The following is a 25,168-nucleotide window of genomic DNA, read 5'->3' as shown; positions in this document are numbered from 1 at the left end:
AAACAAAATGCGCGTGTCGCTCGTTTGCTTGAATATATGCGCGAACAACACAGTTAGGAAATCAATTAACTGTTATATTAAGCCAACCTCAATGACCGGTTATCGCTCAAGGCAGCCTATAGTTACTCTGTTTTATCTTTAAACTCACACAAGTCTTCAATAATACAGCTGCCACACTTAGGTTTACGTGCTATGCAGGTATAACGTCCGTGAAGAATCAACCAATGATGTACGTCTACTTTAAATTCTGCAGGCACTACTTTTTCAAGTTTTTGTTCAACGGCTACAACATCTTTACCCATGGCAAGCTTAGTGCGATTAGAAACACGAAATATATGCGTATCTACTGCTATTACAGGCCAACCAAAGGCGGTATTGAGTACAACATTAGCTGTTTTACGGCCAACGCCTGGTAGGGCTTCTAGGGCTTCACGATTTTCTGGCACTATGCTGTTATGCTCATCTACCAATATTTGGCACATTTTGTAAACGTTGGCCGCTTTTGAATTAAATAGGCCAATGGTTTTAATGTAATCACGCAGTGTATCGTGGCCAATATCTAAAATAGCTTGGGGTGTATTAGCAACAGGGAACAGCTTACGAGTGGCTTTATTAACGCCTACATCAGTTGCTTGCGCTGAGAGCGTAACGGCAACCAATAACTCAAATGGGCTTGAATATTCAAGCTCTGTAACTGGATGTGGATTATCGTCGCGCAGGCGCGACAGTATTTGGTGACGTTTTTCTTTATTCATGCAACTTAAAACGCATTAGCTTTTGCTAAGTTAATGCGCTTTCCCCTTAAGTTAAGCTAGTAACACGTGCTCGAGGGCCTTTTTCAGCCTCTGGCGGTGCGATTTGTTTTGATTTTATTTGTGCGTCTATTACGTTTTTAGCTGCAATAAGCAGCCCCAGGCCTAAAAAGGCACCGGGTGGCAAAATGGCCAGTAAAAATTGGTTATCAAAGCTAAATACTTCAATGCGTAAGCTTTGTGCCCACGGGCCTAATAATAAGTCGGCGCTGTCGAATAACGTACCTTGGCCAATTAGTTCACGCATTGCGCCTAAAACGACCAGCACAATCATAAAGCCCAAGCCCATCATTAAGCCATCAAAGGCTGATAAGTGAATTGGTTTTTTAGACGCGTAGGCTTCAGCACGGCCAATAATGGCGCAGTTAGTAACAATCAGCGGGATAAAAATCCCTAAAGACTGATAAAGCCCAAATGTATAAGCGTTCATGAGTAACTGCACTATAGTTACAAAGCCTGCAATGATCATAACAAACACCGGAATACGAATATCTTTTGGTACCCAGTTTCTTACGATTGATACGCTTACGTTAGAGCCGACTAAAACAAGCAGTGTTGCAAGCCCTAGACCCAGTGCATTTGTAATTGTAGAGGTAACAGCTAATAACGGGCAAAGACCTAAAAGCTGCACTAGGGCAGGGTTATTTACCCATACACCTTCTTTATATAATGTTTTTAATTCGCTCATTTAGTTACCTCTGCACATTTGGCGTTAGGCGCGGCAAAAATAGCATCAAATTCACTCTGTGCGAACAGCACTGCGTTTTTTACTGAGCCAACCACTGCGCGAGGCGTAATGGTGGCTCCTGTGAACTGATCAAATTGTCCCCCGTCTTTTTTAACGGCCCAGCGAGCATCGTCTTCGCCTTGCACTGTTAAACTTTTAAATGTGGTGATCCAAGAGGATTTTTTAACTTCTACCTTATCACCTAAACCAGGGGTTTCTTCGTGTTTAGTGCTGCGCACGCCTGCAATAGTACCATCACTTAAAACGGCCGTTAGCAAGTTAATATCGCCACTGTAACCACTTGGTGTGACATGCCTTACAACAAGAGCAACGGGTTTGTTATTTTTGCGGGCGCGATAAATTATTTGATTAGCATAAGGGCCTAACCGTTCATCTGAAATAATAACGCAATCGGTTGAAAGCGCGTTATCGTAAGTACTCGGGTCAAGCACTTCTTGCAATTGAGACGTTAGGTGTAGCTGTTCTTGTTCGGCAATTTTATCGGCGGTTAATGCATTAATTGACGCAACGAGCCCCGTGGTTACAAGGGCAAATGCCGTTAAAATAGCGCCATTTTTAGCCATTGATGAAATAATCATTTTACTGCTCCATGGCCATAAGTACGTGGTTGCGTGTAGTAGTCAATCAACGGCACTGCAATGTTTAATAACAGTACAGCAAACGCAACGGCATCAGGATAACCACCAAAAGTACGAATTAAATACACTAGTAGGCCAATTAAAGCACCGTAAATTAAACGACCTTTATTAGTTGTGGCAGCTGATACCGGATCGGTAGCTATAAAAAATGCGCCCATCATAGTAGCACCACTTAATAAGTGAAATATTGTGCCAGGCTCGGTTCCTGGGGCGGCAATATAACCAATGGCGCTGCATATAGCTAAGCTTGCAATAAAGCTCACTGGAATATGCCAGTTAATTATTTTTTCTTTTAATAGGTATAAACCACCTGCTAAAAAGCCTAAATTAACCCACATCCAGCCAAGGCCTGCCCATTCATTAAATAATGTTTTTTGCATGCTTTCGGTAACCGTTAAACCATGACCAATATCGGTTTTAATGGTGTCTAAAGGCGTTGCCATAGTGATGCCGTCAATACCTGCGCGGACTTGATCTAAACTATAACCAATGGAGGTGAAGTCGGTAAATATTATACGTAGTTGTTCAGTAAACCCTATAACGTTGTTAGATAGTTCAGACACAGGTAACCACGAGGTCATTTGTACCGGAAATGAAACTAATAACAGCACATAGGCAGCCATTGCGGGGTTGAATAAGTTAAACCCTAAGCCGCCATATAATTGTTTAACGATAATAATAGAAAATAAACAACCAATAATAATTATCCACCACGGGGCTAAAGGCGGAATACTTAACGCTAATAACACAGCGGTTAGCCATGCACTGCCATCACTTAATGCAGGCCAAACCGGGCGCTTTCGCATCAGCATTATGGCAGCTTCAAAAACTGTTACTGCAGTTAATGCCAGTACTAACTGAATAAGCACGCCAGTGCCAAAAAATACAACTTGAGCAATGAGTCCAGGAATACACGCAGCTATAACGGTAAGCATTAATCGCGTTAACGATTTATGACTGTGGTTATGCGGCGAACTGGCCATGGTTAATTTCATGACTGATCATTTCCTTCTTTTTGTAACTTTTTGGCTTTTGCTCGGGCAATAGCGGCAGCAACAGCTGCTTTTTTCTTATCGTCGCTTGATTTAGGTACGTCAGCGTCAATAGAGCTAGATGAATTGTCGGTATTATCGGGTGCGTTGGGTGCTTCTGCATCTTGAAGTGCTTTAGCTGCTTTTTTAGCTTTGGCGCGTGCAATAGCAGCGGCAACGGCGGCTTTTTTATCATCAACTGGTGCTTCGGTTTGCGGCGCTTCACTAACGACTGGCTCAGTACCTTCATTTGCTTTAGCTGCTTTAGCTGCTTTTTTAGCTTTAGCGCGTGCAATAGCAGCGGCAACGGCGGCTTTTTTGTCATCAACAGGTGTTTCGGTTTGCGGCGCTTCACTAACGGCAGGCTCTGCATTTTCTAAGGCTGTAGCTGCTTTTTTAGCTTTGGCGCGTGCAATAGCAGCGGCAACGGCGGCTTTTTTATCATCAACTGGTGCTTCGGTTTGCGGCGCTTCACTAACGGCAGGCTCTGCATTTTCTAATGCTTTAGCTGCTTTAGCTGCTTTTTTAGCTTTGGCGCGTGCAATAGCAGCGGCAACGGCGGCTTTTTTATCATCAACTGGTGCTTCGGTTTGCGGCGCTTCACTAACGGCAGGCTCTGCATTTTCTAAGGCTTTAGCTGCTTTTTTAGCTTTGGCGCGTGCAATAGCAGCGGCAACGGCGGCTTTTTTGTCATCAACAGGTGCTTCGCTTTGTGGCGCTTCACTAACGACTGGCTCAGTACCTTCATTTGCTTGCGCTGCTTTTTTAGCTTTAGCGCGAGCAATTGCTGCAGCCACTGCTGATTTTTTATCATCAACAGGTGCAGTATCGGCTGATTCATCTGTTTGAGATTTTTGATCTTTATATTTTCTAGCTTGTTCTTTACGTAGTGCGCGTTCTTTTGCGACTTCACTATTATCAGGTTCTAATTCCGCAGATTGATCACCGAGCTTTTTAGCTTTGGCGCGGGCTATAGCGGCAGCAACAGCTGATTTTTCATCGCCATTATCTGATTTGTTTTTAACGCGGGCTAAAGCATCAGCTACTTTTTGTTTTTCGTCAGCCGATTTAGCAGCAGGTTTACGTTTATGGCGGTTTTGTCTTTCTTCTTGCTCGCGATCTAGGCGCTCTTTACGTGCATCAAAACGCTCTTTTGCGCGATCAGCTTTAATTTTATCAGCCTGTTGTTCTTTTATTTCCACTTTGGCGACACGGTAGTACTGCACAAGTGGGATTTCACTTGGGCAAACATAGGCACATGCGCCACATTCAATACAATCAAATAAATTGTGTTCTTGTAGTTTGTCGTATTCTTTTGACTTAGCAAACCACTGTAATTGCTGTGGCAATAAAGAAGCAGGGCAGGCATCAGCACACGCACTACAGCGTATACAGGCTTTTTCAGGGCCGGGTTCTGCTAGCTCTTTATGATCAGGCGCTAAAATACAGTTAGTTGTTTTAACTATGCCAATCCGCACTGTTGGCAGAGTAAAGCCCATCATCGGGCCACCCATAACAACGCGTTGCTGTGGTACAGGTGAAAAACCTTGGCAATCAAGTAAATGTTTAATTTCAGTGCCTAATAAAGCCCACACATTACCAGGTTTATGGATAGTATTACCTGTTACAGTGACTACCCGTTCAATGAGTGGCTTACCTTCGTACACAGCTTGCTGCACGGCAAACAACGTACCTGTGTTTTGTACAAGTACGCCAATGTCAGCCGGTATGCCTGTGCTAGGTACTTCACGATTGGTGAGTAGCTTAATAAGTTGTTTTTCACCGCCCGATGGGTAAATAGTCGGGACCGTTTGCACAATTATTTTTTCGTTATGCTCAGCCGCCTTAGTCATAGCAACTATCGCTTCAGGCTTGTTATCTTCAATGCCCACAATACACAACGTTGGGTTTAGCAACTGTTGCATGAGTTCAAGGCCTTGAATTACCTCAATTGCATGCTCACGCATTAAGGTATCGTCGGCTGTAATATAGGGTTCACACTCAACCGCATTGACTATCAAAAACTCAATCGGTTGCTTTGTGTCAGCTTTTACATAAGTAGGAAAACCTGCGCCGCCCATACCGCTAATACCGGCTTGATGAATTATATTTACTAGTTCGTCGTGGGTAAGCGTTGTTGGATTATTAATTGGGTTAAGTGCCACCCATTCATCTTTACCATCTGGTTCAATAACAACACTCAGCTCTGGTAATGCAGAAGGATGCGCAGAAGGCATTGGTGCTATATCAGTAACAATACCCGAGCTTGGGGCATGTACAGGCACTGACCAGTTTGCAGCAGGGGAGGTTAGAGCTTGGCCTTTAAGTACACGCTGTCCTTTTTCTACAAGCAGCTTACCGTTTGCGCCTATGTGTTGCTTTAGCGCCACTACGAGCTTATCGGGCAATGGTAGGCGCGTAATGCTAGCACTATTAGAGAGTGATTTTTTTTGTGGTGGGTGTATGCCGCCAGAAAATGGCCAAACAACCCCTTCTTTTATTTGTTCAAGTAACTTATCCACTCAAACCTCTAATCTATTTGTGTAACAGGAATAGCATCTAGCTGCCATTTCCAGTTTTGTTTAGTTTCGGCTACAGGCAGCATATCAATGCAATCTACAGGGCAGGGCTCAACACATAAATCGCAGCCAGTACATTCATCAATTAACACCGTGTGCATTTGGCGAGTCGCGCCTAAAATAGCGTCAACAGGGCAAGCCTGGATGCATTTAGTGCAGCCAATACATTCGTCTTCGCGAATGTAGGCTACCGTTTTTATTGGCTCTGCTTGTTCGCCGCCGGCAAGTGGTTTTTCATCAACTCCCATTAAGCCGGCAAGCTTTTTCATGGTAGCTTCGCCACCCGGTGGGCATTTGTTTATTTCATCGCCATTTGCAATTGCTTCAGCATAGGGGCGACAACCTGGGTAGCCACATTGTCCGCACTGGGTTTGCGGTAAAATGGTGTCTATTTGCTCAACAATGGGATTGCTCTCTACGCGAAATCGTATAGCGGAAAATCCTAAAATCAACCCAAAAACCAGCGCTAACGAGCCAAGCGCAATTAAGGCATAAAACAAGGTCATATTAAAATTTCACTAATCCGGTAAAGCCCATAAACGCCATCGACATCAATCCTGCGGTTATCATGGCAATAGAGGCGCCTTTAAAAGGAGTGGGTACGTCAGCTGCTGCTAAACGTTCACGTAATGCTGCAAATAATACCAGCACTAACGAAAAACCAACCGCAGCGCCAAAACCATACACTGCCGATTGTAAAAATGAGTGATCTTCTTTGATATTCAGTAAAGCGACACCTAATACAGCACAGTTAGTGGTTATAAGTGGTAAAAATATTCCTAATAATCGATATAGGGTTGGGCTGGTTTTACGTACCACCATTTCGGTAAATTGCACCACAACGGCAATTACTAAAATAAAGCTCATTGTGCGCAAAAACTCTATGTCGAGTGGGATTAAAATATACTGATTCACTAAATAACTGGTGACGGAGGCGAGCGTAAGCACGAAAGTGGTAGCCAAAGACATACCAATAGCTGTATCAAGTTTTCCTGATACACCCATAAAAGGACATAAGCCTAAAAATTGTACTAATACAAAGTTATTAACCAGAACAGTACCAATCAATAACAAGACATATTCAGTCATGCGAGCCTCACGCTATAAAAATCCTGTGTATTATCCTTTTTTCTGGTGTGATTAACAACATATGCAGTGATTATCATTTAAATAAACAATATTAATTTAAGGGGTAATAACAAAGATGTAAAAATACTGTGATTCGTATGTAACCTGAGCTCTGGATAATAAATCTATCCCGAGCAAGTAAATTAAGCACTAACTGCGTTGAGTTTACTTGTATATAGGCTGGCTATTAACGTGTAAATTCGCCTTGTTTTCACTGAAAATCTCTGGCTAGAGAAAATAAATTTAAATATCACCATGGCTCAATACGTTAGTAAATCCCTTAGCCAGTGTTCAGGTTATGTAATACCAACCTGCATAAATCTTTGATCAATTTAACGAATTAAATTGCACTATAACGTCGTTAAAAATTTTTATTTAGAACAACTAGATACAAAAACTTTAGCCTAGTTCTAGCGTAATTTTCTTAACGTTAAATAGACCCCATACATAAGCAGATTGGTATAGTATTCATTTTACTTTGCAGTGTTAGTGGTGCCACCAAATAACTGTACTACGATTTACAAAGCAAAAAAGAGCAACAAGTGCTCTTTTTAAATTAGTCAATGTTGCTTAATTGGTTTAGATATCTTTAGGTTTTTCTATGTAATAACCTTGCACGCCATCTAAGCACAAGGTTTCTATAATATGTTTTTCTTCTTGGCTCTCAACACCTTCGGCAAAAACATTAACACCAATGCGGTGGGCTAAATCGACCATTAAGCGCATAAAGTACTGATTGTTTTTATCATCTTCTAGGCCGCGAGTATAACTGGCATCCATTTTAATAAAGTCAGGTTTTAAATCGCGGAAAAACTTAAATGAGGTTAAACCAACACCAAAACGTTCAACAGTTACACGTGCGCCCACTCGGTGAACCATATCAATAAAGCGCTTACTTGCTTTAATATTTTGTTGTAAGCCGAACTCGCTCACTTCAAAAATAAGTTTTGATGCAATATGGGTATCTTTTAATAAGCGACGCTCTAACCAAATTACAAACTGATCGTTATGAGCACTTGAAGCCGTGACATTTAAACCAAAATATTTTTCAGAAAGGTTACGACTTTTAACTTTTTCAAGTGATGAATCGATAATTAATTTATCTATATCAACTGCCATACCAAGCTTTTCAGCCATAGCTAAAAATGAAGCTGTAGGCAGAACTTGATTATCTTCTGTTTTGAAGCGAACTTGAATTTCAGCGTATGCTTTAATACTTTTACCAAGCGGCATAATATTTTGCATAACCAAATGAACTCGTTTGGACTCAATAACCTCGTTAATCACTTTACGCCAGTTTTGATTACCAAACCCAGCACTTACATTATTTACAAGATCGGATTCACGCTGTACATGCCATGCATTAATTTGCTTAGACTGCGCCATACTCATCGCATTATCAACAACTGAGAGAAGTTCGCCTAACGGCTTACCCTTTTCATAACCAACAATACCGGTATTAGCCACTGAGCTTAATTCTTGATTCTGCTGATATTGAGTGAAACGAGATTGTAAGTTTTCGCCAAAGCGTTCGGCTTCTTTAAGTGGTATATGGGGAAGTACAACAGCAAAATCAGAACTATTTAATCTAAATAATTGACTGCCAGCATACGTGCCACTTATATGTTTAATTATATCAGCCACACCCTTTACGTACTCATCACCTTTTTGATAGCCACGGCTTTGATTTATTGCTTGCAGCTCGCTACAGCGAATCATTGCTAATGAGCCAAAAGTACTTTGTTCACTATTTTCAATGTTTTTTTCGTAGTACTCAACAAACATATTACGATTACCTAGCGCGGTAATTACATCTTTATATGCTTCGTGTTTAATATTGAGCGCTTCACTTTGTATATATTCATTTTTTGTTTTAAGAAAGTGCGATAAGCGGTTAAAACTTGGTACTAAATCTTTTCCTAAGCTTTTTAGTTTAGAGCTATCTAGCACTGTTTCTAATTCACCGGCTTGGTTTTGGTTAATATAAACATCGATAACGTCAGAGACGGTCATACTGATACTTTTATTTAGATGATTAAAAATAGATTGCATCAAAATAATAGGAATAATTACTAAAACAGCGGAAATAAAGATAATAATAAAAAGTGATATTTGAAGTTGTTCAGCTAAGTGTTGAATATTAACTGTAAATTCAACTTTTATATCTGCAGCCTTATTTACCGCAAACTGCGGTCGGGCAGAGTTAAAAATAGACTGTATAAAATCTGCAAATAGTGGCAGGTCAATAGGGGAGTTAACGTTAAATACTTCTGCGCCTTGGTAATCTCGTAACGTAAAGCTTGAGAACGTTTTACCATCAGCCAATGATTTTTTTAAATTTTGTACTAAATTATCGTCAAAAGAAAGGTCGTTTATATAGTTAGTAACGCTAGCTTGCGCATTTTTTTGAGTTTCACTTACTGCATTATCAAAGCTTACCGAAATGAAATAGCTTCCAGCTGCAACACATAATAACCAAGAAATTATTTGTATAAAGATAAGTTTTTTAAAGCCAGCCATTTTTTCAGTCTTTTAATAGTTCAAAAGGGGAGGAATGAAATCCTGATAGTAAATCAGAGCAAATTATTAGCGCGATTTGTGTTTTTATTTATAAAGCAGAGAGTAATGGAATTTAGAATGAATGTCTATGAAATTATTAGAATTGGCTCCCCCTCCCCGACTCGAACGGGGGACCTGCGGATTAACAGTCCGTCGCTCTAACCAACTGAGCTAAGGGGGAACTAAAGTAGAAGTTTTATTATGATGATTTGGCTCCCCCTCCCCGACTCGAACGGGGGACCTGCGGATTAACAGTCCGTCGCTCTAACCAACTGAGCTAAGGGGGAACTACATCATAAACATAAACTTGGCTCCCCCTCCCCGACTCGAACGGGGGACCTGCGGATTAACAGTCCGTCGCTCTAACCAACTGAGCTAAGGGGGAATCGTTTATGGTTGAAAAACTTGGCTCCCCCTCCCCGACTCGAACGGGGGACCTGCGGATTAACAGTCCGTCGCTCTAACCAACTGAGCTAAGGGGGAAGCGTCTTGCCTTTCAACGGGGCGAAATATTAATGACCGCGCCGCAAAGTGTCAACATATAAAAGTTATAAATTTAAAAAAGGTGGTTATTCGTTGTTTTTATGTTCGATCTGCGTGTTTTGTGACTTCATTTAAAGAACCTTTTAAAAAATAGAGTTACGATTTTAGACGATATGCCTATTTTTGAGATCGCCTTTCTTAGTTCTTTGAGCAAATAAAATACAATGTTAAACCGCTTAGCTGTAAAAAATACGCACAAAATATAAAAAGTAACGTTTGTATTTTTTATTGTTGGTCTGTTTTGTCAAAAAAGTAAAAGCTTTAAATTGATTTTCGATAATCACAGAAGTGAATTATTTTTTACAACTTATATGTACGTGGTGATTATATTGTCAGAGCTCAAAAATAATACAATCAATACGTTGCGTTATACTTTTATTTTTTCACGAGAATATAATCAGGTTAATAAGGCAATTTATATGTCGAGATGGTTTTTGCTCTAAAACCAGAAAAACGCGATAAATTGAATATTTGTAATAAGTCAGATCTGAGTGAAAAAAGCATCACTCTAAAAGCCTTTGTAAATGCGGGCTTGAATGAGTTATCCACGGTTTCTGTGGATAACTCTGTTTATGAAACTTTAAGAACATCAGCGGCACCAGCATTTTAGAGTGCTACAACGATTTCAAGCTTTTAAATCACTATTTTTATTTCATTAAAAAACAACAGGTTACTATTATCAATTTAAATCATCTAACTCGATGAGAGAATTTTTTCGTTACGATAAAATAAAGCATGTCTTTGTGTGAAAATGCATCAGTAATGAACGGGGGTTTGTAAAGAAAAGTAACTAAAATGTGTTTTAATTGTTTTTTGGCGGCTTAGTGCTTAATTTTAGCAAAAATATCTAAAAATAGATCTTTACTGTTTTGTCGAATAGTTAGTTTTATGTTTCCTTCAAATCTGTTGATAAATCCGTGGCTTGAATTGTCTTGATGCTTTAAAATGGTCTGCTCAGTAAAAGAGGCTTATTTATTTCATGCGCGCAATTTCAAAAACTCAGACTCGCCCAGATTTACTAAACGATCCTATCTTGCCTACATTAAAGACCATGACCATTCCGATGATTTTTGGCATGATCACGTTAATGATGTTTAATATTGTTGATACATTTTTTATCAGCTTATTAGGCACAGAGCCATTGGCTGCAGTTAGTTTTACGTTTCCTGTTACGTTTACAGTTATTAGCTTAGCCATTGGGTTAGGTATTGGTACGTCGGCAGTTATAGCTAAAGCTTTAGGTAGCAACAAAATAGATGAAGCGCGTTTTGACGCAAGCGTTTCAATATTGGTTGCTTTTGTTTTAGTGCTTATTTTATCGTTTATTGGCTATTTGCTAATCGACCCCATATTTACGTTATTAGGCGCAGGTGAGCAGGTACTTCCTTTAATACACGAATACATGAATGTATGGTTTATCGGTAGCGTATTTTTAATAACCCCAATGATTGGTAACTCGGTACTGCGTGCCAGTGGCGATACTAAAACGCCCAGTATTGTAATGGGCGGGGCGGGGCTTATAAATGCGGTTCTCGATCCTATGCTTATATTTGGTTTTGGCCCTATTCCTGCGTTAGGTATTCAAGGTGCCGCTATTGCAAGTGTAATAGCATGGGGAGTGGCTGTTGTTATTATTTTATATTTACTAATAGTAAAAAAACGGTTGTTGAGTTTAAAAGCCGGGTCGCAAACGGTGGTAGGCGCTATTCGTAAAATATTAAAAATAGGTTTACCCGCCGCAGGCGCAAACATGTTGACCCCGGTTGCAATGGCTGTGATGACCGCTATGGTTGCACATCACGGACCTGAAGCCGTCGCCGCATTTGGGGTAGGCAGCCGGATAGAATCTATAGCCAGTATTCTTGTACTTGCTTTGTCGATGACATTACCCCCGTTTGTGAGTCAAAACTTTGGAGCGGGTAAATTATGCAGAGTAAAGGATGCTTATATTGGTACCTTAAAATTTGTGATGATTTGGCAATTTGCTATTTATATTTTGCTTATTGTTTTTTCAGGCTTTATTAGTCAAATGTTTGGTAAAGAACAAATGGTAATTGATGTGATAAAACTCTTTATTTACACCATTCCGTTTAGCTACGGTTTGCAAGGGGTGATCATATTATCTAATTCTTCGTTTAATGCTTTACATAAACCAATGAATGCACTGTTTTTAAGTACTATTCGTTTATTTGTTTTTTACCTACCGTTTGCTTATATAGGTAATGAGCTAGCTGGTTTAATTGGATTATTTATTGGTGCGGCACTGGGTAATTTATTTACTGCAATGGTGGCATATAAATGGTTTATGAAAGAGCTCGATGCGTTGAGCAGTCAATCATTACGGGAGTGCAATAGTTGAGCGATCATTTTCAGTTAAAATCACATTTTAAGCCAGCAGGCGATCAGCCTACCGCGATTAAACAACTGTGCGAAGGGTTAGAAGCGGGGCTTGCACACCAAACCTTATTAGGTGCTACGGGTACAGGTAAAACCTTTACCATGGCTAATATTATTAACGATTTAAATCGTCCAACAATAATTATGGCGCACAATAAAACGCTTGCTGCTCAGTTATATGGTGAGATGAAAGAGTTTTTCCCTAAAAATGCCGTTGAATACTTTGTATCGTATTACGATTACTACCAGCCAGAAGCCTATGTTGTATCAAGCGACACATTTATCGAGAAAGATGCTTCGATAAATGAGCATATAGAACAAATGCGTTTAAGTGCGACCAAAGCACTGCTTGAGCGTCGCGATACCATTATTGTGGCATCGGTATCGGCTATTTATGGTTTGGGTGACCCTAAATCATACATGAAAATGATGCTGCTTTTAAAAGTCGGCGAAAAAGTCGATCAACGCGATATGCTACGCCGCCTCGCCGAAATACAATACACCCGTAACGATGTAGATTTTAGCCGTGGTACATATCGCGTGCGTGGCGAAGTGGTCGACATATTTCCTGCCGAGTCAGATACCTATGCCGTACGCGTAGAAATGTTTGATGACGAAATAGAGCGCTTAAGTATTTTCGACCCGCTTACTGGTGCTATCGAAAAGCACATAGTACGCACCACTATCTACCCAAAAACACACTATGTTACCCCGCGTGAGAAAATACTCGGGGCTATCGATAAAATACAAGAAGAACTAAAAGATCGAAGAGCGCAGTTACTCAGTGCTAATAAATTAGTAGAAGAGCAACGCGTAACACAGCGTACGCAATACGATATAGAAATGATGCGGGAGCTAGGTTATTGCTCAGGTATAGAAAACTACAGCCGCTATTTATCGGGTCGCACGCCAGGCGATCCGCCGCCTACGTTGCTTGATTACCTCCCAGACGACGCATTAATGATTATTGATGAATCGCACGTAACCGTATCGCAAATTGGCGCCATGTACAAAGGCGACAGAAGCCGTAAAGAAAACCTTGTTGAATATGGTTTTAGAATGCCCTCAGCAATGGATAACAGGCCGCTGCGTTTTGAAGAATTTGAAGCAATAGCACCACAAACTATTTATGTATCGGCAACGCCTGGCGACTTTGAGCTAGAGCGTTGCGTAGGCGAAATTGCTGAGCAAGTAATTCGTCCAACAGGGTTGCTTGACCCACTTATAGAAGTGCGCCCGGTAGGGGATCAGGTTGATGATCTTTTATCAGAGATTTATAAAAGTGTAGAGAAGGGCGAACGTGTACTTGTAACTACACTTACAAAGCGTATGTCTGAGGATTTAACCGACTATTTAAGTGAGCATGGCGTAAAAGTGCGTTACTTACATTCAGACATTGATACGGTAGAACGAGTTGAAATAATTCGTGATTTACGTGCGGGCGTGTTTGATGTGTTAGTGGGCATTAACTTACTTCGAGAGGGCCTTGATATGCCAGAGGTGGCACTTGTTGCCATACTTGATGCCGATAAAGAAGGCTTTTTACGCTCAGCTCGCTCTTTGATACAAACTATTGGCCGTGCTGCACGTCATTTAGATGGCCGCGCTATTTTATATGGCGACAGAATTACAAAATCAATGGCAAAAGGCATGGACGAAACTGCGCGCAGACGCGAAATTCAACATGCTTACAACGTTGAGCACGGCATAGAGCCTCATGCTCTGGCTAAAAAAATACTCGATGTAATGGATGTAGGCGAAGAAGCGGCCCCTAAAGACAACCTTAAACTTATTCGTAAAGAGTCTAAAAAGGTTCTTAGTGCGAAAGAAATTGCTGTGCAAATTAAGCAGCTTGAAACCAAAATGCATGCATACGCAAGCGACCTAGAATTTGAAAAAGCGGGCTCTGTTCGCGATGAAATACATGAACTACAACAACAGTTGATTAATTAAAAATGACAGCAAACTTTACACCTCTTATTACTGCGCTTGAAGACGCGCCAATTTTAAAAAATGAACTGTGTCGTGTTTTTCATGGCCGAGGCCACAGCGTCGAAGCATTAAGCCATATTAATTTAGACTTTTACCCGCCAAGTTTATTTTTGGTTTCGTACGATGAAATTGATGAGCAAACACTAAGCGAGCTCACCAATGTTGTGTGGCAGTGGGCACAAAAAAAACAGCCTGAGCTTATTACGTCACTTGTGTACCAGCAACGTGCTGGCGTACAAAGCCAAAACACCGTGGTTTATGGGCAATTACCTAACCCACATGTTGTAACCGAAAATGGCATTCGTTTTTTGGTTGATTTACAGAGCCGTCAAAATACCGGAATATTTCCTGATATGCGTAGCGGCCGTGAATTTGTAATGGCTAACAGCAAGCATGGCAAAGTGCTTAATTTGTTTTCGTATACATGTGGGTTTTCGCTTGCCGCCATGCAAGGCGGTGCAGATCATGTGATGAACATGGATATGAGCAAAGGCGTGCTTAAAGTCGGCAAGCAAAACCATCAACTAAATGGTTTTGAGCGCGGCGTCAGTTTTTTACCTCACGATATTTTAAAATCGTTTGGAAAACTAAAAAAAGCAGCCCCGTTTGATTTAATAATAGTTGATCCGCCAAGCTTTCAAAAAGGCAGCTTTATATTAACTAAAGACTATCAAAAAGTGCTGCGCAGATTACCAGAGCTACTTTGCGATACCACACAATTGTTATTGTGTGCTAATAGCCCAGAGCTTAGCGAAGAGGCGTTTAAAGCGTTAATAAACGAGCACACCCAAGGCGCAATTGAATTTGTTGAGCGTCTAGCCCCCACCGAGCGTTTTATTGAAGTAGACAGCAATAAAAGTTTAAAAGCGCTTGTCTATAAAATGTCACAAATACCTGCTTAAATGAAGCTCAGTAAACGCTTAACTGCCATTGATACATTAATTTCGCAGCATCACGATATTATTTGGGATTGTTGCTGCGACCATGGTTATTTAGGCATGGCGCTATTAAAGCGCGCAGCTGCAAGCCAGGTTATTTTTGTAGATATAGTCGCCACTTTAATGAACGATTTAGAAGCGCAATTATCATCTATTAATAAATTACAAAAAACCTGTGATAAAAATCCGCAGTGGCAGGTCTTATGTCAGGATGTAGGCAAAATTGAAATTGCTCAAAGAAAAAGCCAAGTAGTTGTAATAGCAGGTGTTGGCGGTGAGCTGTTGTTAAGTTTAGTACAACAAATTATTGCTAATAACGCAGTGGAGCATTTAAATAATGTTCGGTTTATTTTATGCCCAGTGCATCACACTTATAAGTTGCGAGTGGGTTTAAAACAACTCGGTTTAGGGCTAATAAGTGAACAAATAGTTTACGACAACAAACGTTTTTATGAAGTGATTGAAGTGAGCTTTAGTACCAATAATGAGATTAGCCATACCGGCAACAAAATGTGGGACTTTGCTAGTACAGAGCACGTTATGTACCAACGGCAACTCATAAATCATTATAATAAAATGCTCAATAAAGATAAGCCATACTATCAAAAAGTTATAACAGACTATCAAGAACTCACCGATAGTTAAAAAAGCCCAAAAGTAGGGCGTACATGTGATCTAATTACGACATTGACGACGTAATGTGTTCATAGTTTATATCGCACAACGCGAGTTTATTTGGTTTATTTATGTCAGATAACAAGAGTCACATTAATCATTTGCTTAGCAATGAGCAAAAATGGCAACACAGTTACGAGCAACCTATTTCTTATGCACCCCTTGTGCAATTAGCTAATAGTAACTGGGTGGTGCCACAGCATTTTTTACGTTACAAGCACACGCTTCAAAGCGTAAACGAAATTCTCGAGAGTATTGAATTTTCGGCTCATTTTAGAGTGCTTGCTGCACAAAAAGGTGAAGAAATTTACCTACAAGTAGCAGTACTCAGTCCTGATAACTACCAAAAAAGCGCATCTACTAATGAAGCCAAAGCTAAAAAGCTATTATTTGGCAGACGCTGGATAGTAGAGGAAAACTTACCTACCTCAGAGCTTATTCAAACCGCATTTTTAGCGTTAAAAGTAGCGCGAGAACATGAAGTAAGAGAACTTTTTCAGTTAATGCAAAGCGGCGCAACAAGCACGCCATTTAATAACCATCATGACTTACCGGTAATGGCGCAAAACCCTGAACTTGTTAAAAGCGAAGCGGTTACAAGTAACGTTGATGAAGTGCTTAAACGCATTGTATTTGCAGGAAAAAGCATTGAGCTTAAAAGCCAGCAGCAAGTAGCCGAGCAACATTTATATACTGTTGAGCTGTTGTGTGAGGATTGCCAGCTTAGTGAGTTTAATAAAAAAACAATTGCGTTTTTAACAGCAGATCCATCCGTTAATAGCTTTTTACACGGCTTAATTGCGGCATTGGTGGCCACAAGTAACGACTACGTAAACGAGCAGTTTAAATACAAAGGTTTTGCCCGCTTTAGTAAACACGTTGCGGTTGAACAAATAGGTAACCTAAGTATCGCTATGCGCTCGCCAAGTACCGTAGGGCTTTGCTCTATGGGTAAGCAACATGCTAATCAGTTAAACTTTGAGATAGACAGTGGGCGAGCACCACAGGGCTGCGGGCAAGCGATTGGTGGGTTTTTAGCTGCTCACGGTATTGAGCAGCCAGAAAATGCACATTTATATCCAAATTACTTATAACAATTTAAAGCTTATTAATTTCATCTTTAACGTTAAAGCTCGAATCAGTAACAATAGCCTCAAGTGTTTGTACACGCTCTTTTAATGCAAGCACTTGTGCGTTTGTTTCAGCTAATTGTTTATGGGCATCGCTGTTGTTGTTTTGCATTTTATGCTTAAACTCAAGATGCTTTTTATACATATCGTAAACTACTCCTGAGCCAACCGAAATTAGCACAATAAGTACAATCATCGTAGTTCCAGACATAACCTCATTCCTTATCATTTTATTATTCGTTTATGGTTAAAGTATAACCTTTAAGCGCTTTTGATAAAGCTGACAATTGTAACTTAATTTGTATACTTTACTTAAGCCAAGCTTTGAGCGTGTTCATCATTTATACACTTTAGATATTGTTTAATAGCTGCATAGCCACCATATAATAAACATACTTTAGCCAATACAGTGAGTTGCCATGTTAAATAATAAAATACCTCCCGTTATTGTTGTGCTGTTTTTTGCAGGCATAATGGCGCTTATTGCGCATTACAGTGTTATTGATTTCACCGCATTTATTACCTACTTAGCAGCAAGTTTGGTCATTATTGGGTGTGTTTTTTGTATTGCAGGGGTAGCGAGTTTTAAAATAGCAAACACCACAGTAAACCCTAATAAACCAGAGCAAGCGTCAAAACTTATTACGAGCGGCATTTATAAAATTTCACGCAACCCTATGTATGTGGGTTTTGCATTTATTTTAGCAGGGTGGGGTATTTGGTTAAGTTCCTTGTGGGCGCTATTGTGTGTTGTTGGGTTTATTGCCTATTTAACGCTTTTTCAAATAATACCCGAGGAGCGTGCGCTCACTAAATTATTTGGCGAAGAGTTTACCGCCTATAAAGCGCGCGTAAAACGCTGGTTGTAATTAATACCATTGACTTAAAAACCTGACAAACAAAAAAGGCTATCAATGATGGCCTTTTTTGTTTACAGCAATTGTATTACTAATTAATTGCGGCTTATTCGTATTCTAACGGGTCTGTAATGTTATTTAGTGCAAATGCTTCAAGGCGTTCTTGGCACGCGCCACATTTACCACAGGCCTTTTCACGGCCGTTATAACAAGTCCACGTTTGGCTGTAATCTAAACCCATTTCAATACCGTCGGTTAAAATACCAATTTTAGTATTGTTTAAGTATGGGCTAAAAATTTCTACCGCGTCGTAGTTAGCAATACGGCACACATCATCCATTTTTTGCACAAATTCAGGACGGCAGTCAGGGTAAATAGCATGATCCCCAGAATGAGCGCCGTAATAAACTTTGCCAGCTTTAAGTGACACCGCGTAACCAACAGCAAGCGAGAGCAAAATCATATTACGATTAGGCACAATCGTACTTTTCATGCTTTCTTCTTCGTAATGGCCTTCAGGCACATCAATATCATCAGTAAGTGATGAGCCACCAATAAGTTGGTTAATCGCCGAAATATCAACAATTTTATGCGGAACGTTTAATTTTTCACACACACTTGCCGCTACTTTAAGCTCTTTTACATGACGCTGACCATAGTCAAATGAAAGGGCATATACATCATGGCCTTGTTGCAGGGCTTTATTTAGTACGGTAAACGAGTCCATACCGCCGGAATAAATAACAACTACTTTTTGCGTCATATCTGTTTTGCTCTTAGTTTTAATAGAGGTTTATATCAGGGCGCGATATACTACACGGCCGCAGCTTAAATAACAATTTTTGCACAGCGCTTTTTGGTTTTTTAATAGTAGCAATTTGGCTGCTAGGTAGTAAGTGAGATCTCTTTTGTACAAAATTAATGAAGTGTTTGAAACCATTCAAGGTGAAGCTAGTTTTACCGGCACACCCTCAATATTTTTACGTTTGCAAGGTTGCCCAGTAGGCTGCTCTTGGTGCGACACTAAGCAAACGTGGGATGTTGATAATGTATATAAAGTATCGCTGGACGAAACCGTAGAGAAAAAAGCCGACTCAGATCATTGGGCTAACGCCAGTGCAGAGCAAATTTTAGCGCTGTTTCAATCACGTGGGTATACCGCAAAGCATGTAGTAATTACCGGCGGCGAGCCATGTATGTTCGATTTAAACCCAGTATGTAACTTATTACACGAACACGGTTTTAGTACACAAATAGAAACCAGCGGCACGTTTGAAATACTCGCCCCAGAGCAAACATGGGTAACGGTATCGCCAAAAATCAATATGCGCGGTGGTTATGAAGTACTTACCAGCACCATGAAGCGTGCAAACGAAATTAAACACCCCGTTGCGATGCAAAAGCACGTAGAAGAGTTAGAAGAATTATTTGCAAAAACAGGCGTTAACCCAAAGCTTGTTTATTTACAGCCAATTAGTCAAAAAGTATCAGCAACAAAATTAGCAATCGACACCTGTATTGCTAAAAACTGGCGCTTATCAATACAAGTACATAAGTATTTAGGAATTAGTTAAAGCCAGCTTAAAGTTATATTACGTAGGTTGGGTAGAGCGAAGCTAAACCCAACAAACCTCTACTTCCGCACCATTTTTCTAATAACGTTTTATAATATTTAAATACGTAGTTCGGATAAGCGAAGCGCCATCCGACAACCATAAAGCTCATATCTTCTTCGCTAATAGCCATAACTAGTTTACTATGCGCGACTTAAAAATATTCCACTACTTACCACTAGGCTTATATGTCCGCAAATGCACTTTACACCGACCTTTCTGATTACTACGACTTAATGTGCGCAGATATTAATTATCAAGCCCAAAGCAATTCTATTCACAGGCTGCACCAAATTTTTGGTAATGGCGCAAACACCCATCTCGATTTAGCATGTGGCACCGGCCCGCATGTACGCCACTTTATTGATAACGGTTATAAAAGTAGTGGGCTTGATTTAAACCAGCCAATGCTAGATAAAGCAAAAACTCGCTGCCCAGAAGCGCAATTTTCGTTGCAAAACATGAGTGAATTTAAAGTCACCGAGCACGTGGATTTAATTACCTGCTTTTTGTATTCAATCCATTACTGCGACGGTATTAATAAGTTAAAAGAATGCCTTGCCAGCGTACACAGTGCATTAAACGTAGGTGGAATATTTTGTTTTAACACGGTTGATAAAAACAAAATCGACAGCGATTCATTTGTAGAGCACACCGCAACAAGCGAAAATAGCTTATTCACATTTCGCTCTGGTTGGCACTACAGTGGCACTGGCAGTAAACAGTTATTAAAACTCAACATAGAAAAAACCACCGCAGATAAAACACTCGTATGGCACGACGAGCACCCAATGGTTGCGTTTAGTTATACCGAGCTTAAAGAAGCCTTAAAGCCGTACTTCGAAATCCACATTTTTGAACATGACTACGACAAAATAACCCCATGGGCAGAGCGCTCAGGCAACGCCATTTTTGTTTGCGTAAAAATTTAAGTTAAACACGTAGGTTGGTTAGAGCGCAGCGAAACCCAACGAACCTCCAATACCTAAGGGATCCCCAAAAATAATCATTAAGTTTCAATTACATCACTCACATCCATATTTTTCCAATTGAGTTGCACTACCACTTGTGCGAAATAGGCGAGCCCTTCTAAATAATCTCGCCGTCGCAGTTTAATGGACTGTTTTTTGAAGTATCGCAACCCAACAAATGCCCATGACACTACTCGCCTGCTTTTGGTTGAGTTAGCTTGAAAAGATCCTGTCTTTCCTGCTTTGTCTATCACTGCACCCAGCATCATTGAGAACCAATGCGCCAGTGTTGCGAGCAGTAAAAGTATGTCTAATCGGTAGAGTTTGTTCGTTCTGTGTAGATCTGAGCCTAAGCCGAACCTAACACTTTTTTGATCTCGAAATCCGGCTTCTATTTGCATTCTCATACCATATAATTTGAGCACTTTTTCGAGAAAGTGGTGCCTTTTTGGAAGTGAAGAAACGAGTAGCCAAGGCTCCTTATAACCACGTTTTTTATCTCTTTTTAATAACTTATGCCCCTTGCCAACCAGCACTGCATGCGTTTGATATTTTGCACTTTTGGTCAACTCGGTCGCGCCAAGATACTGGCTCTTACGTTGATTGCTCTTGAATAGTGACTGGCATGGAACAAACTCATCGCTGCCCTGCGTTTTCAAGTGTGCCGTACCTCGAACTCGGCTAATATAATGCCAGCCATTGTTTCGCACGGCTTTGAGCCAAGGAACTTTAAAGCCCGCATCCGTCACAATGACGGGCCGGCAATCACTCGGCAAGATCAGTTTGAGCATCTTCAAGAACCGTTTTTGTACTTTTGGGCAATGATATTGAAAGCTGAGTGCACTTTCCTGATACAGGGTTAAAGAGCGACCTTCACTGACAATGCTGGCACGCAGAATACAATATTTGGTTTGTGTATCGGCATGACTCCAATCAACCAAAATGACGGGATGCTTTTCAGTGACCACAAAACGGCTTAAGTGAACATAAACCGTTGTTGATTCACGTAAAAGCTCGTGGTTACTGAGCAGTCGATCAATACGTTTAATATCATGTTTTTCAGTGGTTTTTGAATTCAAATTGCGACCGATAGACGTCAAGGTGCATTGCTGACAGTGCAAAAGAGATTTAACGGCAGCGACTAGAGTATTAAATCTGGCTTTATGAATTGATTTAGGGGTGACAGCGCGGAGCATATTGTGCAAAATAGTAAAAGCATTCATGGTGTTTAGCTCTGTTGTTTGTAAGTGATTCATAAGATCACAAAACACCATGAATGTTCCCTCGCTTCCCACATTTTTTAATACTGTTAGTTTATTGATATATAAAGGCTAATTCTGGGGATACTTTAGCTCCAATACCCACGGCCAATACCCACACTCAATAACCCCGCATTATATATTTGAAAACGTAGGTCGGATAAGCGAAGCGCCATCAGACACAGTAACTTATTTAAGTTTCGGCGAATATGAATAGCTAATTAATTATGATGTATGAAGTCAAGATTTGACCCCTATGGCTCCACCTATTTGAGTTTCGGCGAATATAAACAGCTAATTTATATTATGTTTAAAATTTACAATTCATATTTAAATCATGTTGTTACAGCAAGTTCCATTATAACTCAGGTCAGACATCTAAGTTGAACAAGCAAAGCTACTACTAAGCTAGCTTTTTAACTGGAAGTCCATGTTTTATCGTTACTCGCGAAGGAGGTTAGGGGGGCAACGTTGCTATTTCAGCGTCGTTATTAAGAGAAACGACGTAGGTTGGGTTGAGTGGAACGAAACCCAACGATAAAATGCTCTATCAATTTATTTCGGTACTTTGTATTATCAAATGACTAAAAAGTGATAAAAGTTGTCATTAATTAATCATGATTTGTGAAGTCAAAATTTGATTTCTTTGATTGTAAAATGCCAATAAACTAACTAATTGGGACTCAGTGTATGATGATAGTTGCTATTTAACCGCTGGAAAGCCTTACAGCGAAAGAATCTAATTTTGATAGATTGTAAGACTATTGATTCTTTATATTGTATTCTTTCAGCAGCGTATTAAATTCATTATCAAAGTGTCTAGTTATTTCTCTATAATTAGAAATGCCATTGAAAAATAAGAGCATAAAAATTATAGCACGGCTAGATAGAAGCTCAGTCTCCAAATTAGTCACTTCTTTCAAGCTTGTTTGATAATAAACCCCACCGTAACTTAGCTTATAATCAAAAGTGTCTTCCAAGAAATAACATTCATGCGTTATTTCTTCCGAAGTGCCTTGGTTTATTGTCTGTGCAACGGTATCAATTGTAGTTAGATTTAGATGTGAATTATAGTCTTCAATTATACTTCTAAAATGTATAATGATTTCTTTAATAAGATCTTTGTTTAATTCTGTTACGAAGTTATCGACCGACGACTTTGGAAAAAATAGTTTGTATAGAACCTCTTTAGCTATAGCCAAATTTTTGAATTCAAATCTTTTTTCTGCTGCATCACAATGTTCAACGAAATATTTATAGTGATTAAAAAAATTGTTGGCTTTATTATTTTGTTCGATTAACTGATTACTTTTAGCTTTTTGTTTCGAAGAATGAAACCTGTTAAACATAACCCCCAAGGTAAGTGGAACTGCAAGTGCAGCAATTGGAAATGCATAGAATTTGGCGAAATCATTTAATGTAGCTGAATTGATTAGAAAACCTCTGCTAAAACTGTATATACCAGTTCTGTATAGATCCCACGTTATAGCTATTACTAAAAAAAGAATTATTAAAAGTGGATACCCAACCCAGCGTCTAAAAGCTTTATTTTCATGTAACCCTATATTATCTTCAACTGGCATATGTTTAATGAACCAATTTGTTATTTTTTTATGCATCAAATACTTCCCTTTAGACGTTAACTACTATATTAAAAGCACTTAATTACAGTTGCCTTAATTGTATTTTTATTTAAATCTATATCTTTCAAAACAACGAAGTAAAAATATTGTGTATAGTAACACCGACAAAATATCACCGGCTATTTATACAAAGGTAACAGCTACCATGTAAAGGTTTATATCTACCAAGTACATTAATGATCACTATGTTGATCATATTCTCCTGAAGAATACGTGCAAATAGTTAAACTACTAGCTGTACACAAGCTCATATTATCCCAGGGCAAGATCACGAACTTTACCTTGACTTAAAAGTATGATCTTATACTCCTTTTTTAAGGAGCATCCCCATGTCTAACATTCAGCTATTTAAATATTTCGAATCAATCGACGACCCTCGCCAACAAGGTAAAGTTGTTCATAAACTATTTGATATCATATTCTTAGCTGTTAGCGCTGTTGTTTCAGGCTGTCAGGGCTGGGAAGAGATTGAAGATTTTGGTCATGATAGACTAGATTGGCTCAGAAAATATGTTCTTCTTGAACAAGGGATCCCTCGCCATGACACAATTGCTCGTGTAATGAGCCGTATTGACATGACGCAATTCCAAGATTCCTTTTCTTCTTGGATGAAAGCCTGCTCCAAATTAACTCAAGGCGGTGTAGTTGCTATTGACGGTAAACGATTGAAAGGTTCATTTAATCAGTCAGATAGGCGCGATGCGCTTTATATGATCAGTGCATTTGCATGCGAAAATGGTGTTGTTTTGGCACAATGCCCAGTTGATAAAAAGTCGAACGAAATAAAAGCGTTGCCAGAGCTGCTTGAATTATTAGAGATAAAAGGCTGCTTAGTAACGATTGACGCTATGGGGTGTCAAAAATCAATTGCAAAAAAAATAGTTGGTAAAGAAGCCGATTACTTACTTGCGGTAAAAGCAAACCATAAAAAGCTACTGTCACAAATAGAAGATGTGTTATTACCTGAGGTAGCACGACAAGCATCTGATGGGCTCTTGTTTAACGAAGTCGATTATCAAAAAAATAGAGAAGAATTTAGGTGCTGTGCAGTGAGCCATAACGTGAGCAGTTTATCAGAAACGATACACTGGGAGGGTGTAAAAACAGTGGGTGTTATTGTTTCTTATAGGAAAGAAAAAGGTAAATTAAGCAATGAGTTATGCTATAGATACTATATTAGTTCAGCGAATTTAACAGCGGAAGAACTCGCGAGAGGAGCACGACAACATTGGCAAATAGAAAATGGATTACATTGGCGTTTAGATGTAGGATTTAAAGAAGATGAGTGTCGAATTAGGCGCGAAGGTGCAGCACCTGTATTTGCGGGGCTGAGACACATCGCATTTAATCAGCTAAAAGCAGAAAAAAGCTTTAGTAAAGGCATGCCCGCAAAACAGAAAAAAGCTATGCGCAGTACAGCCTACCTTGAAAAGGTACTGAACGCATAGACTTTTTTCATGCTCTTGCCCTGCATATTATCCGGCTTCAAATAAATTAACTTATTGACCAGGGCTAAATCTGATTTTGAACATGTATTAATTTCAAATTTACGTTATTACATGTTTAAGCGATGTTTAAATTGAGCTGAGTCTATTTAGACTAACAATGTCGCCGCAAAATTTTTTAAATCCTTAAAATCAATTACAGACGCTTTT

The 25,168-nt window shown here is 39.7% G+C and carries 21 protein-coding genes and 4 tRNA genes; 9 read left to right on the top strand and 16 right to left on the bottom strand.

Annotated elements, in window-relative coordinates; translation table 11 throughout:
• Positions 1 to 122: 122 nt before the first annotated feature.
• The 12 genes from nth to AC0VZ4_RS13075 all read right to left on the bottom strand — a co-directional run bounded on the left by nth (position 123) and on the right by AC0VZ4_RS13075 (position 9,978).
• Complete coding sequence (nth, locus tag AC0VZ4_RS13130; protein ID WP_475439881.1) at positions 123 to 755, bottom strand: endonuclease III; 633 nt, start codon at positions 753 to 755, stop codon at positions 123 to 125.
• A 46-nt stretch (positions 756 to 801) separates the two neighbouring features.
• A complete protein-coding gene (locus tag AC0VZ4_RS13125; protein WP_475439880.1) occupies positions 802 to 1,500 on the bottom strand; it encodes an electron transport complex subunit E in 699 nt (232 codons plus the stop codon).
• Positions 1,497 to 2,138: an electron transport complex subunit RsxG gene (rsxG, locus tag AC0VZ4_RS13120; protein ID WP_007379032.1), complete on the bottom strand. Its 642-nt coding sequence runs from the start codon at positions 2,136 to 2,138 to the stop codon at positions 1,497 to 1,499. The genes AC0VZ4_RS13125 and rsxG overlap by 4 nt, the downstream gene beginning before the upstream one ends.
• Positions 2,135 to 3,193, bottom strand: coding sequence for an electron transport complex subunit RsxD (gene rsxD, locus AC0VZ4_RS13115; protein WP_007379033.1), 1,059 nt, complete (start codon positions 3,191 to 3,193; stop codon positions 2,135 to 2,137). Before rsxD ends, rsxG begins: the two co-directional genes overlap by 4 nt.
• A complete protein-coding gene (gene rsxC / locus AC0VZ4_RS13110) occupies positions 3,190 to 5,751 on the bottom strand; it encodes an electron transport complex subunit RsxC (protein ID WP_475439879.1) in 2,562 nt (853 codons plus the stop codon). Before rsxC ends, rsxD begins: the two co-directional genes overlap by 4 nt.
• Before the next feature lie 8 nt (positions 5,752 to 5,759).
• On the bottom strand, positions 5,760 to 6,314 hold the full coding sequence (rsxB, locus tag AC0VZ4_RS13105) for an electron transport complex subunit RsxB (RefSeq protein ID WP_475439878.1): 555 nt from the start codon (positions 6,312 to 6,314) through the stop codon (positions 5,760 to 5,762).
• A 1-nt stretch (position 6,315) separates the two neighbouring features.
• Entirely contained in the window at positions 6,316 to 6,897 is a 582-nt protein-coding gene (gene rsxA / locus AC0VZ4_RS13100) for an electron transport complex subunit RsxA (RefSeq protein ID WP_008134172.1), read from the bottom strand.
• 618 nt (positions 6,898 to 7,515) lie between these two features.
• Positions 7,516 to 9,456, bottom strand: a complete 1,941-nt coding sequence (locus tag AC0VZ4_RS13095) for an EAL domain-containing protein (RefSeq protein WP_475439877.1) — start codon at positions 9,454 to 9,456, stop codon at positions 7,516 to 7,518.
• A 143-nt stretch (positions 9,457 to 9,599) separates the two neighbouring features.
• A tRNA-Asn gene (locus AC0VZ4_RS13090) sits at positions 9,600 to 9,676 on the bottom strand.
• Positions 9,677 to 9,705: 29 nt separating this feature from the next.
• Positions 9,706 to 9,782, bottom strand: a tRNA-Asn gene (locus AC0VZ4_RS13085).
• Positions 9,783 to 9,803: 21 nt separating this feature from the next.
• Positions 9,804 to 9,880, bottom strand: a tRNA-Asn gene (locus tag AC0VZ4_RS13080).
• A 21-nt stretch (positions 9,881 to 9,901) separates the two neighbouring features.
• Positions 9,902 to 9,978, bottom strand: a tRNA-Asn gene (locus AC0VZ4_RS13075).
• A gap of 1,039 nt (positions 9,979 to 11,017) precedes the next feature.
• Between AC0VZ4_RS13075 and AC0VZ4_RS13070 the strand changes: the two genes are divergently transcribed.
• The 5 genes from AC0VZ4_RS13070 to AC0VZ4_RS13050 all read left to right on the top strand — a co-directional run bounded on the left by AC0VZ4_RS13070 (position 11,018) and on the right by AC0VZ4_RS13050 (position 17,134).
• On the top strand, positions 11,018 to 12,397 hold the full coding sequence (locus AC0VZ4_RS13070) for an MATE family efflux transporter (RefSeq protein WP_007378929.1): 1,380 nt from the start codon (positions 11,018 to 11,020) through the stop codon (positions 12,395 to 12,397).
• On the top strand, positions 12,394 to 14,388 hold the full coding sequence (uvrB, locus tag AC0VZ4_RS13065; protein ID WP_475439876.1) for an excinuclease ABC subunit UvrB: 1,995 nt from the start codon (positions 12,394 to 12,396) through the stop codon (positions 14,386 to 14,388). Before AC0VZ4_RS13070 ends, uvrB begins: the two co-directional genes overlap by 4 nt.
• A gap of 2 nt (positions 14,389 to 14,390) precedes the next feature.
• Complete coding sequence (locus AC0VZ4_RS13060) at positions 14,391 to 15,329, top strand: class I SAM-dependent methyltransferase (RefSeq protein ID WP_475439875.1); 939 nt, start codon at positions 14,391 to 14,393, stop codon at positions 15,327 to 15,329.
• Complete coding sequence (locus tag AC0VZ4_RS13055; protein ID WP_337120138.1) at positions 15,330 to 16,010, top strand: tRNA (adenine(22)-N(1))-methyltransferase TrmK; 681 nt, start codon at positions 15,330 to 15,332, stop codon at positions 16,008 to 16,010.
• A 101-nt stretch (positions 16,011 to 16,111) separates the two neighbouring features.
• Positions 16,112 to 17,134 carry a hypothetical protein gene (locus AC0VZ4_RS13050; protein WP_475439874.1) on the top strand — a complete coding sequence of 341 codons (1,023 nt, stop codon included), beginning with the start codon at positions 16,112 to 16,114 and terminating at the stop codon, positions 17,132 to 17,134.
• A 4-nt stretch (positions 17,135 to 17,138) separates the two neighbouring features.
• Here AC0VZ4_RS13050 and AC0VZ4_RS13045 read toward each other — a convergent pair whose 3' ends face one another.
• Positions 17,139 to 17,381, bottom strand: a complete 243-nt coding sequence (locus AC0VZ4_RS13045; protein WP_010553668.1) for a hypothetical protein — start codon at positions 17,379 to 17,381, stop codon at positions 17,139 to 17,141.
• 208 nt (positions 17,382 to 17,589) lie between these two features.
• Between AC0VZ4_RS13045 and AC0VZ4_RS13040 the strand changes: the two genes are divergently transcribed.
• A complete protein-coding gene (locus AC0VZ4_RS13040; RefSeq protein ID WP_457933919.1) occupies positions 17,590 to 18,039 on the top strand; it encodes a methyltransferase family protein in 450 nt (149 codons plus the stop codon).
• A 94-nt stretch (positions 18,040 to 18,133) separates the two neighbouring features.
• On the opposite strand, the gene queC is transcribed toward AC0VZ4_RS13040, so the two are convergent.
• On the bottom strand, positions 18,134 to 18,790 hold the full coding sequence (gene queC / locus AC0VZ4_RS13035; protein WP_008136967.1) for a 7-cyano-7-deazaguanine synthase QueC: 657 nt from the start codon (positions 18,788 to 18,790) through the stop codon (positions 18,134 to 18,136).
• 145 nt (positions 18,791 to 18,935) lie between these two features.
• On the opposite strand from queC, the gene queE reads away from it, so the two are divergent.
• Positions 18,936 to 19,601 (top strand): 7-carboxy-7-deazaguanine synthase QueE, encoded by a 666-nt coding sequence (gene queE, locus AC0VZ4_RS13030; RefSeq protein WP_002960417.1) that lies wholly within the window; start codon positions 18,936 to 18,938, stop codon positions 19,599 to 19,601.
• 227 nt (positions 19,602 to 19,828) lie between these two features.
• Complete coding sequence (locus AC0VZ4_RS13025) at positions 19,829 to 20,572, top strand: class I SAM-dependent DNA methyltransferase (RefSeq protein ID WP_475439873.1); 744 nt, start codon at positions 19,829 to 19,831, stop codon at positions 20,570 to 20,572.
• Positions 20,573 to 20,649: 77 nt separating this feature from the next.
• Here AC0VZ4_RS13025 and AC0VZ4_RS13020 read toward each other — a convergent pair whose 3' ends face one another.
• Positions 20,650 to 21,867, bottom strand: coding sequence for an IS4 family transposase (locus AC0VZ4_RS13020; RefSeq protein ID WP_475439682.1), 1,218 nt, complete (start codon positions 21,865 to 21,867; stop codon positions 20,650 to 20,652).
• 764 nt (positions 21,868 to 22,631) lie between these two features.
• Positions 22,632 to 23,489 (bottom strand): hypothetical protein, encoded by an 858-nt coding sequence (locus AC0VZ4_RS13015; protein WP_475439872.1) that lies wholly within the window; start codon positions 23,487 to 23,489, stop codon positions 22,632 to 22,634.
• A gap of 353 nt (positions 23,490 to 23,842) precedes the next feature.
• On the opposite strand from AC0VZ4_RS13015, the gene AC0VZ4_RS13010 reads away from it, so the two are divergent.
• On the top strand, positions 23,843 to 24,961 hold the full coding sequence (locus AC0VZ4_RS13010; RefSeq protein ID WP_475439871.1) for an ISAs1 family transposase: 1,119 nt from the start codon (positions 23,843 to 23,845) through the stop codon (positions 24,959 to 24,961).
• Positions 24,962 to 25,168 lie beyond the last annotated feature (207 nt).

It is taken from the genome of Pseudoalteromonas sp. QJM3NY_22 (assembly GCF_056173065.1).
The sequence above is the reverse complement of the archived record's forward strand: the minus strand, read 5'-3'. Positions and strand labels throughout refer to the sequence as shown.

Bases quoted from the DNA above. Each gene is read 5' to 3' on its own strand.
- nth (WP_475439881.1), bottom strand. From the start codon at position 755: ATGAATAAAGAAAAACGTCACCAAATACTGTCGCGCCTGCGCGACGAT.
- AC0VZ4_RS13025 (WP_475439873.1), top strand. From the start codon at position 19,829: ATGTCCGCAAATGCACTTTACACCGACCTTTCTGATTACTACGACTTA.
- queC (WP_008136967.1), bottom strand. From the start codon at position 18,790: ATGACGCAAAAAGTAGTTGTTATTTATTCCGGCGGTATGGACTCGTTT.
- AC0VZ4_RS13050 (WP_475439874.1), top strand. From the start codon at position 16,112: ATGTCAGATAACAAGAGTCACATTAATCATTTGCTTAGCAATGAGCAA.
- rsxG (WP_007379032.1), bottom strand. From the start codon at position 2,138: ATGATTATTTCATCAATGGCTAAAAATGGCGCTATTTTAACGGCATTT.
- AC0VZ4_RS13070 (WP_007378929.1), top strand. From the start codon at position 11,018: ATGCGCGCAATTTCAAAAACTCAGACTCGCCCAGATTTACTAAACGAT.
- AC0VZ4_RS13020 (WP_475439682.1), bottom strand. From the start codon at position 21,867: ATGAATCACTTACAAACAACAGAGCTAAACACCATGAATGCTTTTACT.
- rsxA (WP_008134172.1), bottom strand. From the start codon at position 6,897: ATGACTGAATATGTCTTGTTATTGATTGGTACTGTTCTGGTTAATAAC.
- AC0VZ4_RS13095 (WP_475439877.1), bottom strand. From the start codon at position 9,456: ATGGCTGGCTTTAAAAAACTTATCTTTATACAAATAATTTCTTGGTTA.
- AC0VZ4_RS13015 (WP_475439872.1), bottom strand. From the start codon at position 23,489: ATGCATAAAAAAATAACAAATTGGTTCATTAAACATATGCCAGTTGAA.
- AC0VZ4_RS13060 (WP_475439875.1), top strand. From the start codon at position 14,391: ATGACAGCAAACTTTACACCTCTTATTACTGCGCTTGAAGACGCGCCA.
- rsxB (WP_475439878.1), bottom strand. From the start codon at position 6,314: ATGACCTTGTTTTATGCCTTAATTGCGCTTGGCTCGTTAGCGCTGGTT.
- AC0VZ4_RS13045 (WP_010553668.1), bottom strand. From the start codon at position 17,381: ATGTCTGGAACTACGATGATTGTACTTATTGTGCTAATTTCGGTTGGC.
- AC0VZ4_RS13040 (WP_457933919.1), top strand. From the start codon at position 17,590: ATGTTAAATAATAAAATACCTCCCGTTATTGTTGTGCTGTTTTTTGCA.
- AC0VZ4_RS13010 (WP_475439871.1), top strand. From the start codon at position 23,843: ATGTCTAACATTCAGCTATTTAAATATTTCGAATCAATCGACGACCCT.
- AC0VZ4_RS13055 (WP_337120138.1), top strand. From the start codon at position 15,330: ATGAAGCTCAGTAAACGCTTAACTGCCATTGATACATTAATTTCGCAG.
- AC0VZ4_RS13125 (WP_475439880.1), bottom strand. From the start codon at position 1,500: ATGAGCGAATTAAAAACATTATATAAAGAAGGTGTATGGGTAAATAAC.
- rsxD (WP_007379033.1), bottom strand. From the start codon at position 3,193: ATGAAATTAACCATGGCCAGTTCGCCGCATAACCACAGTCATAAATCG.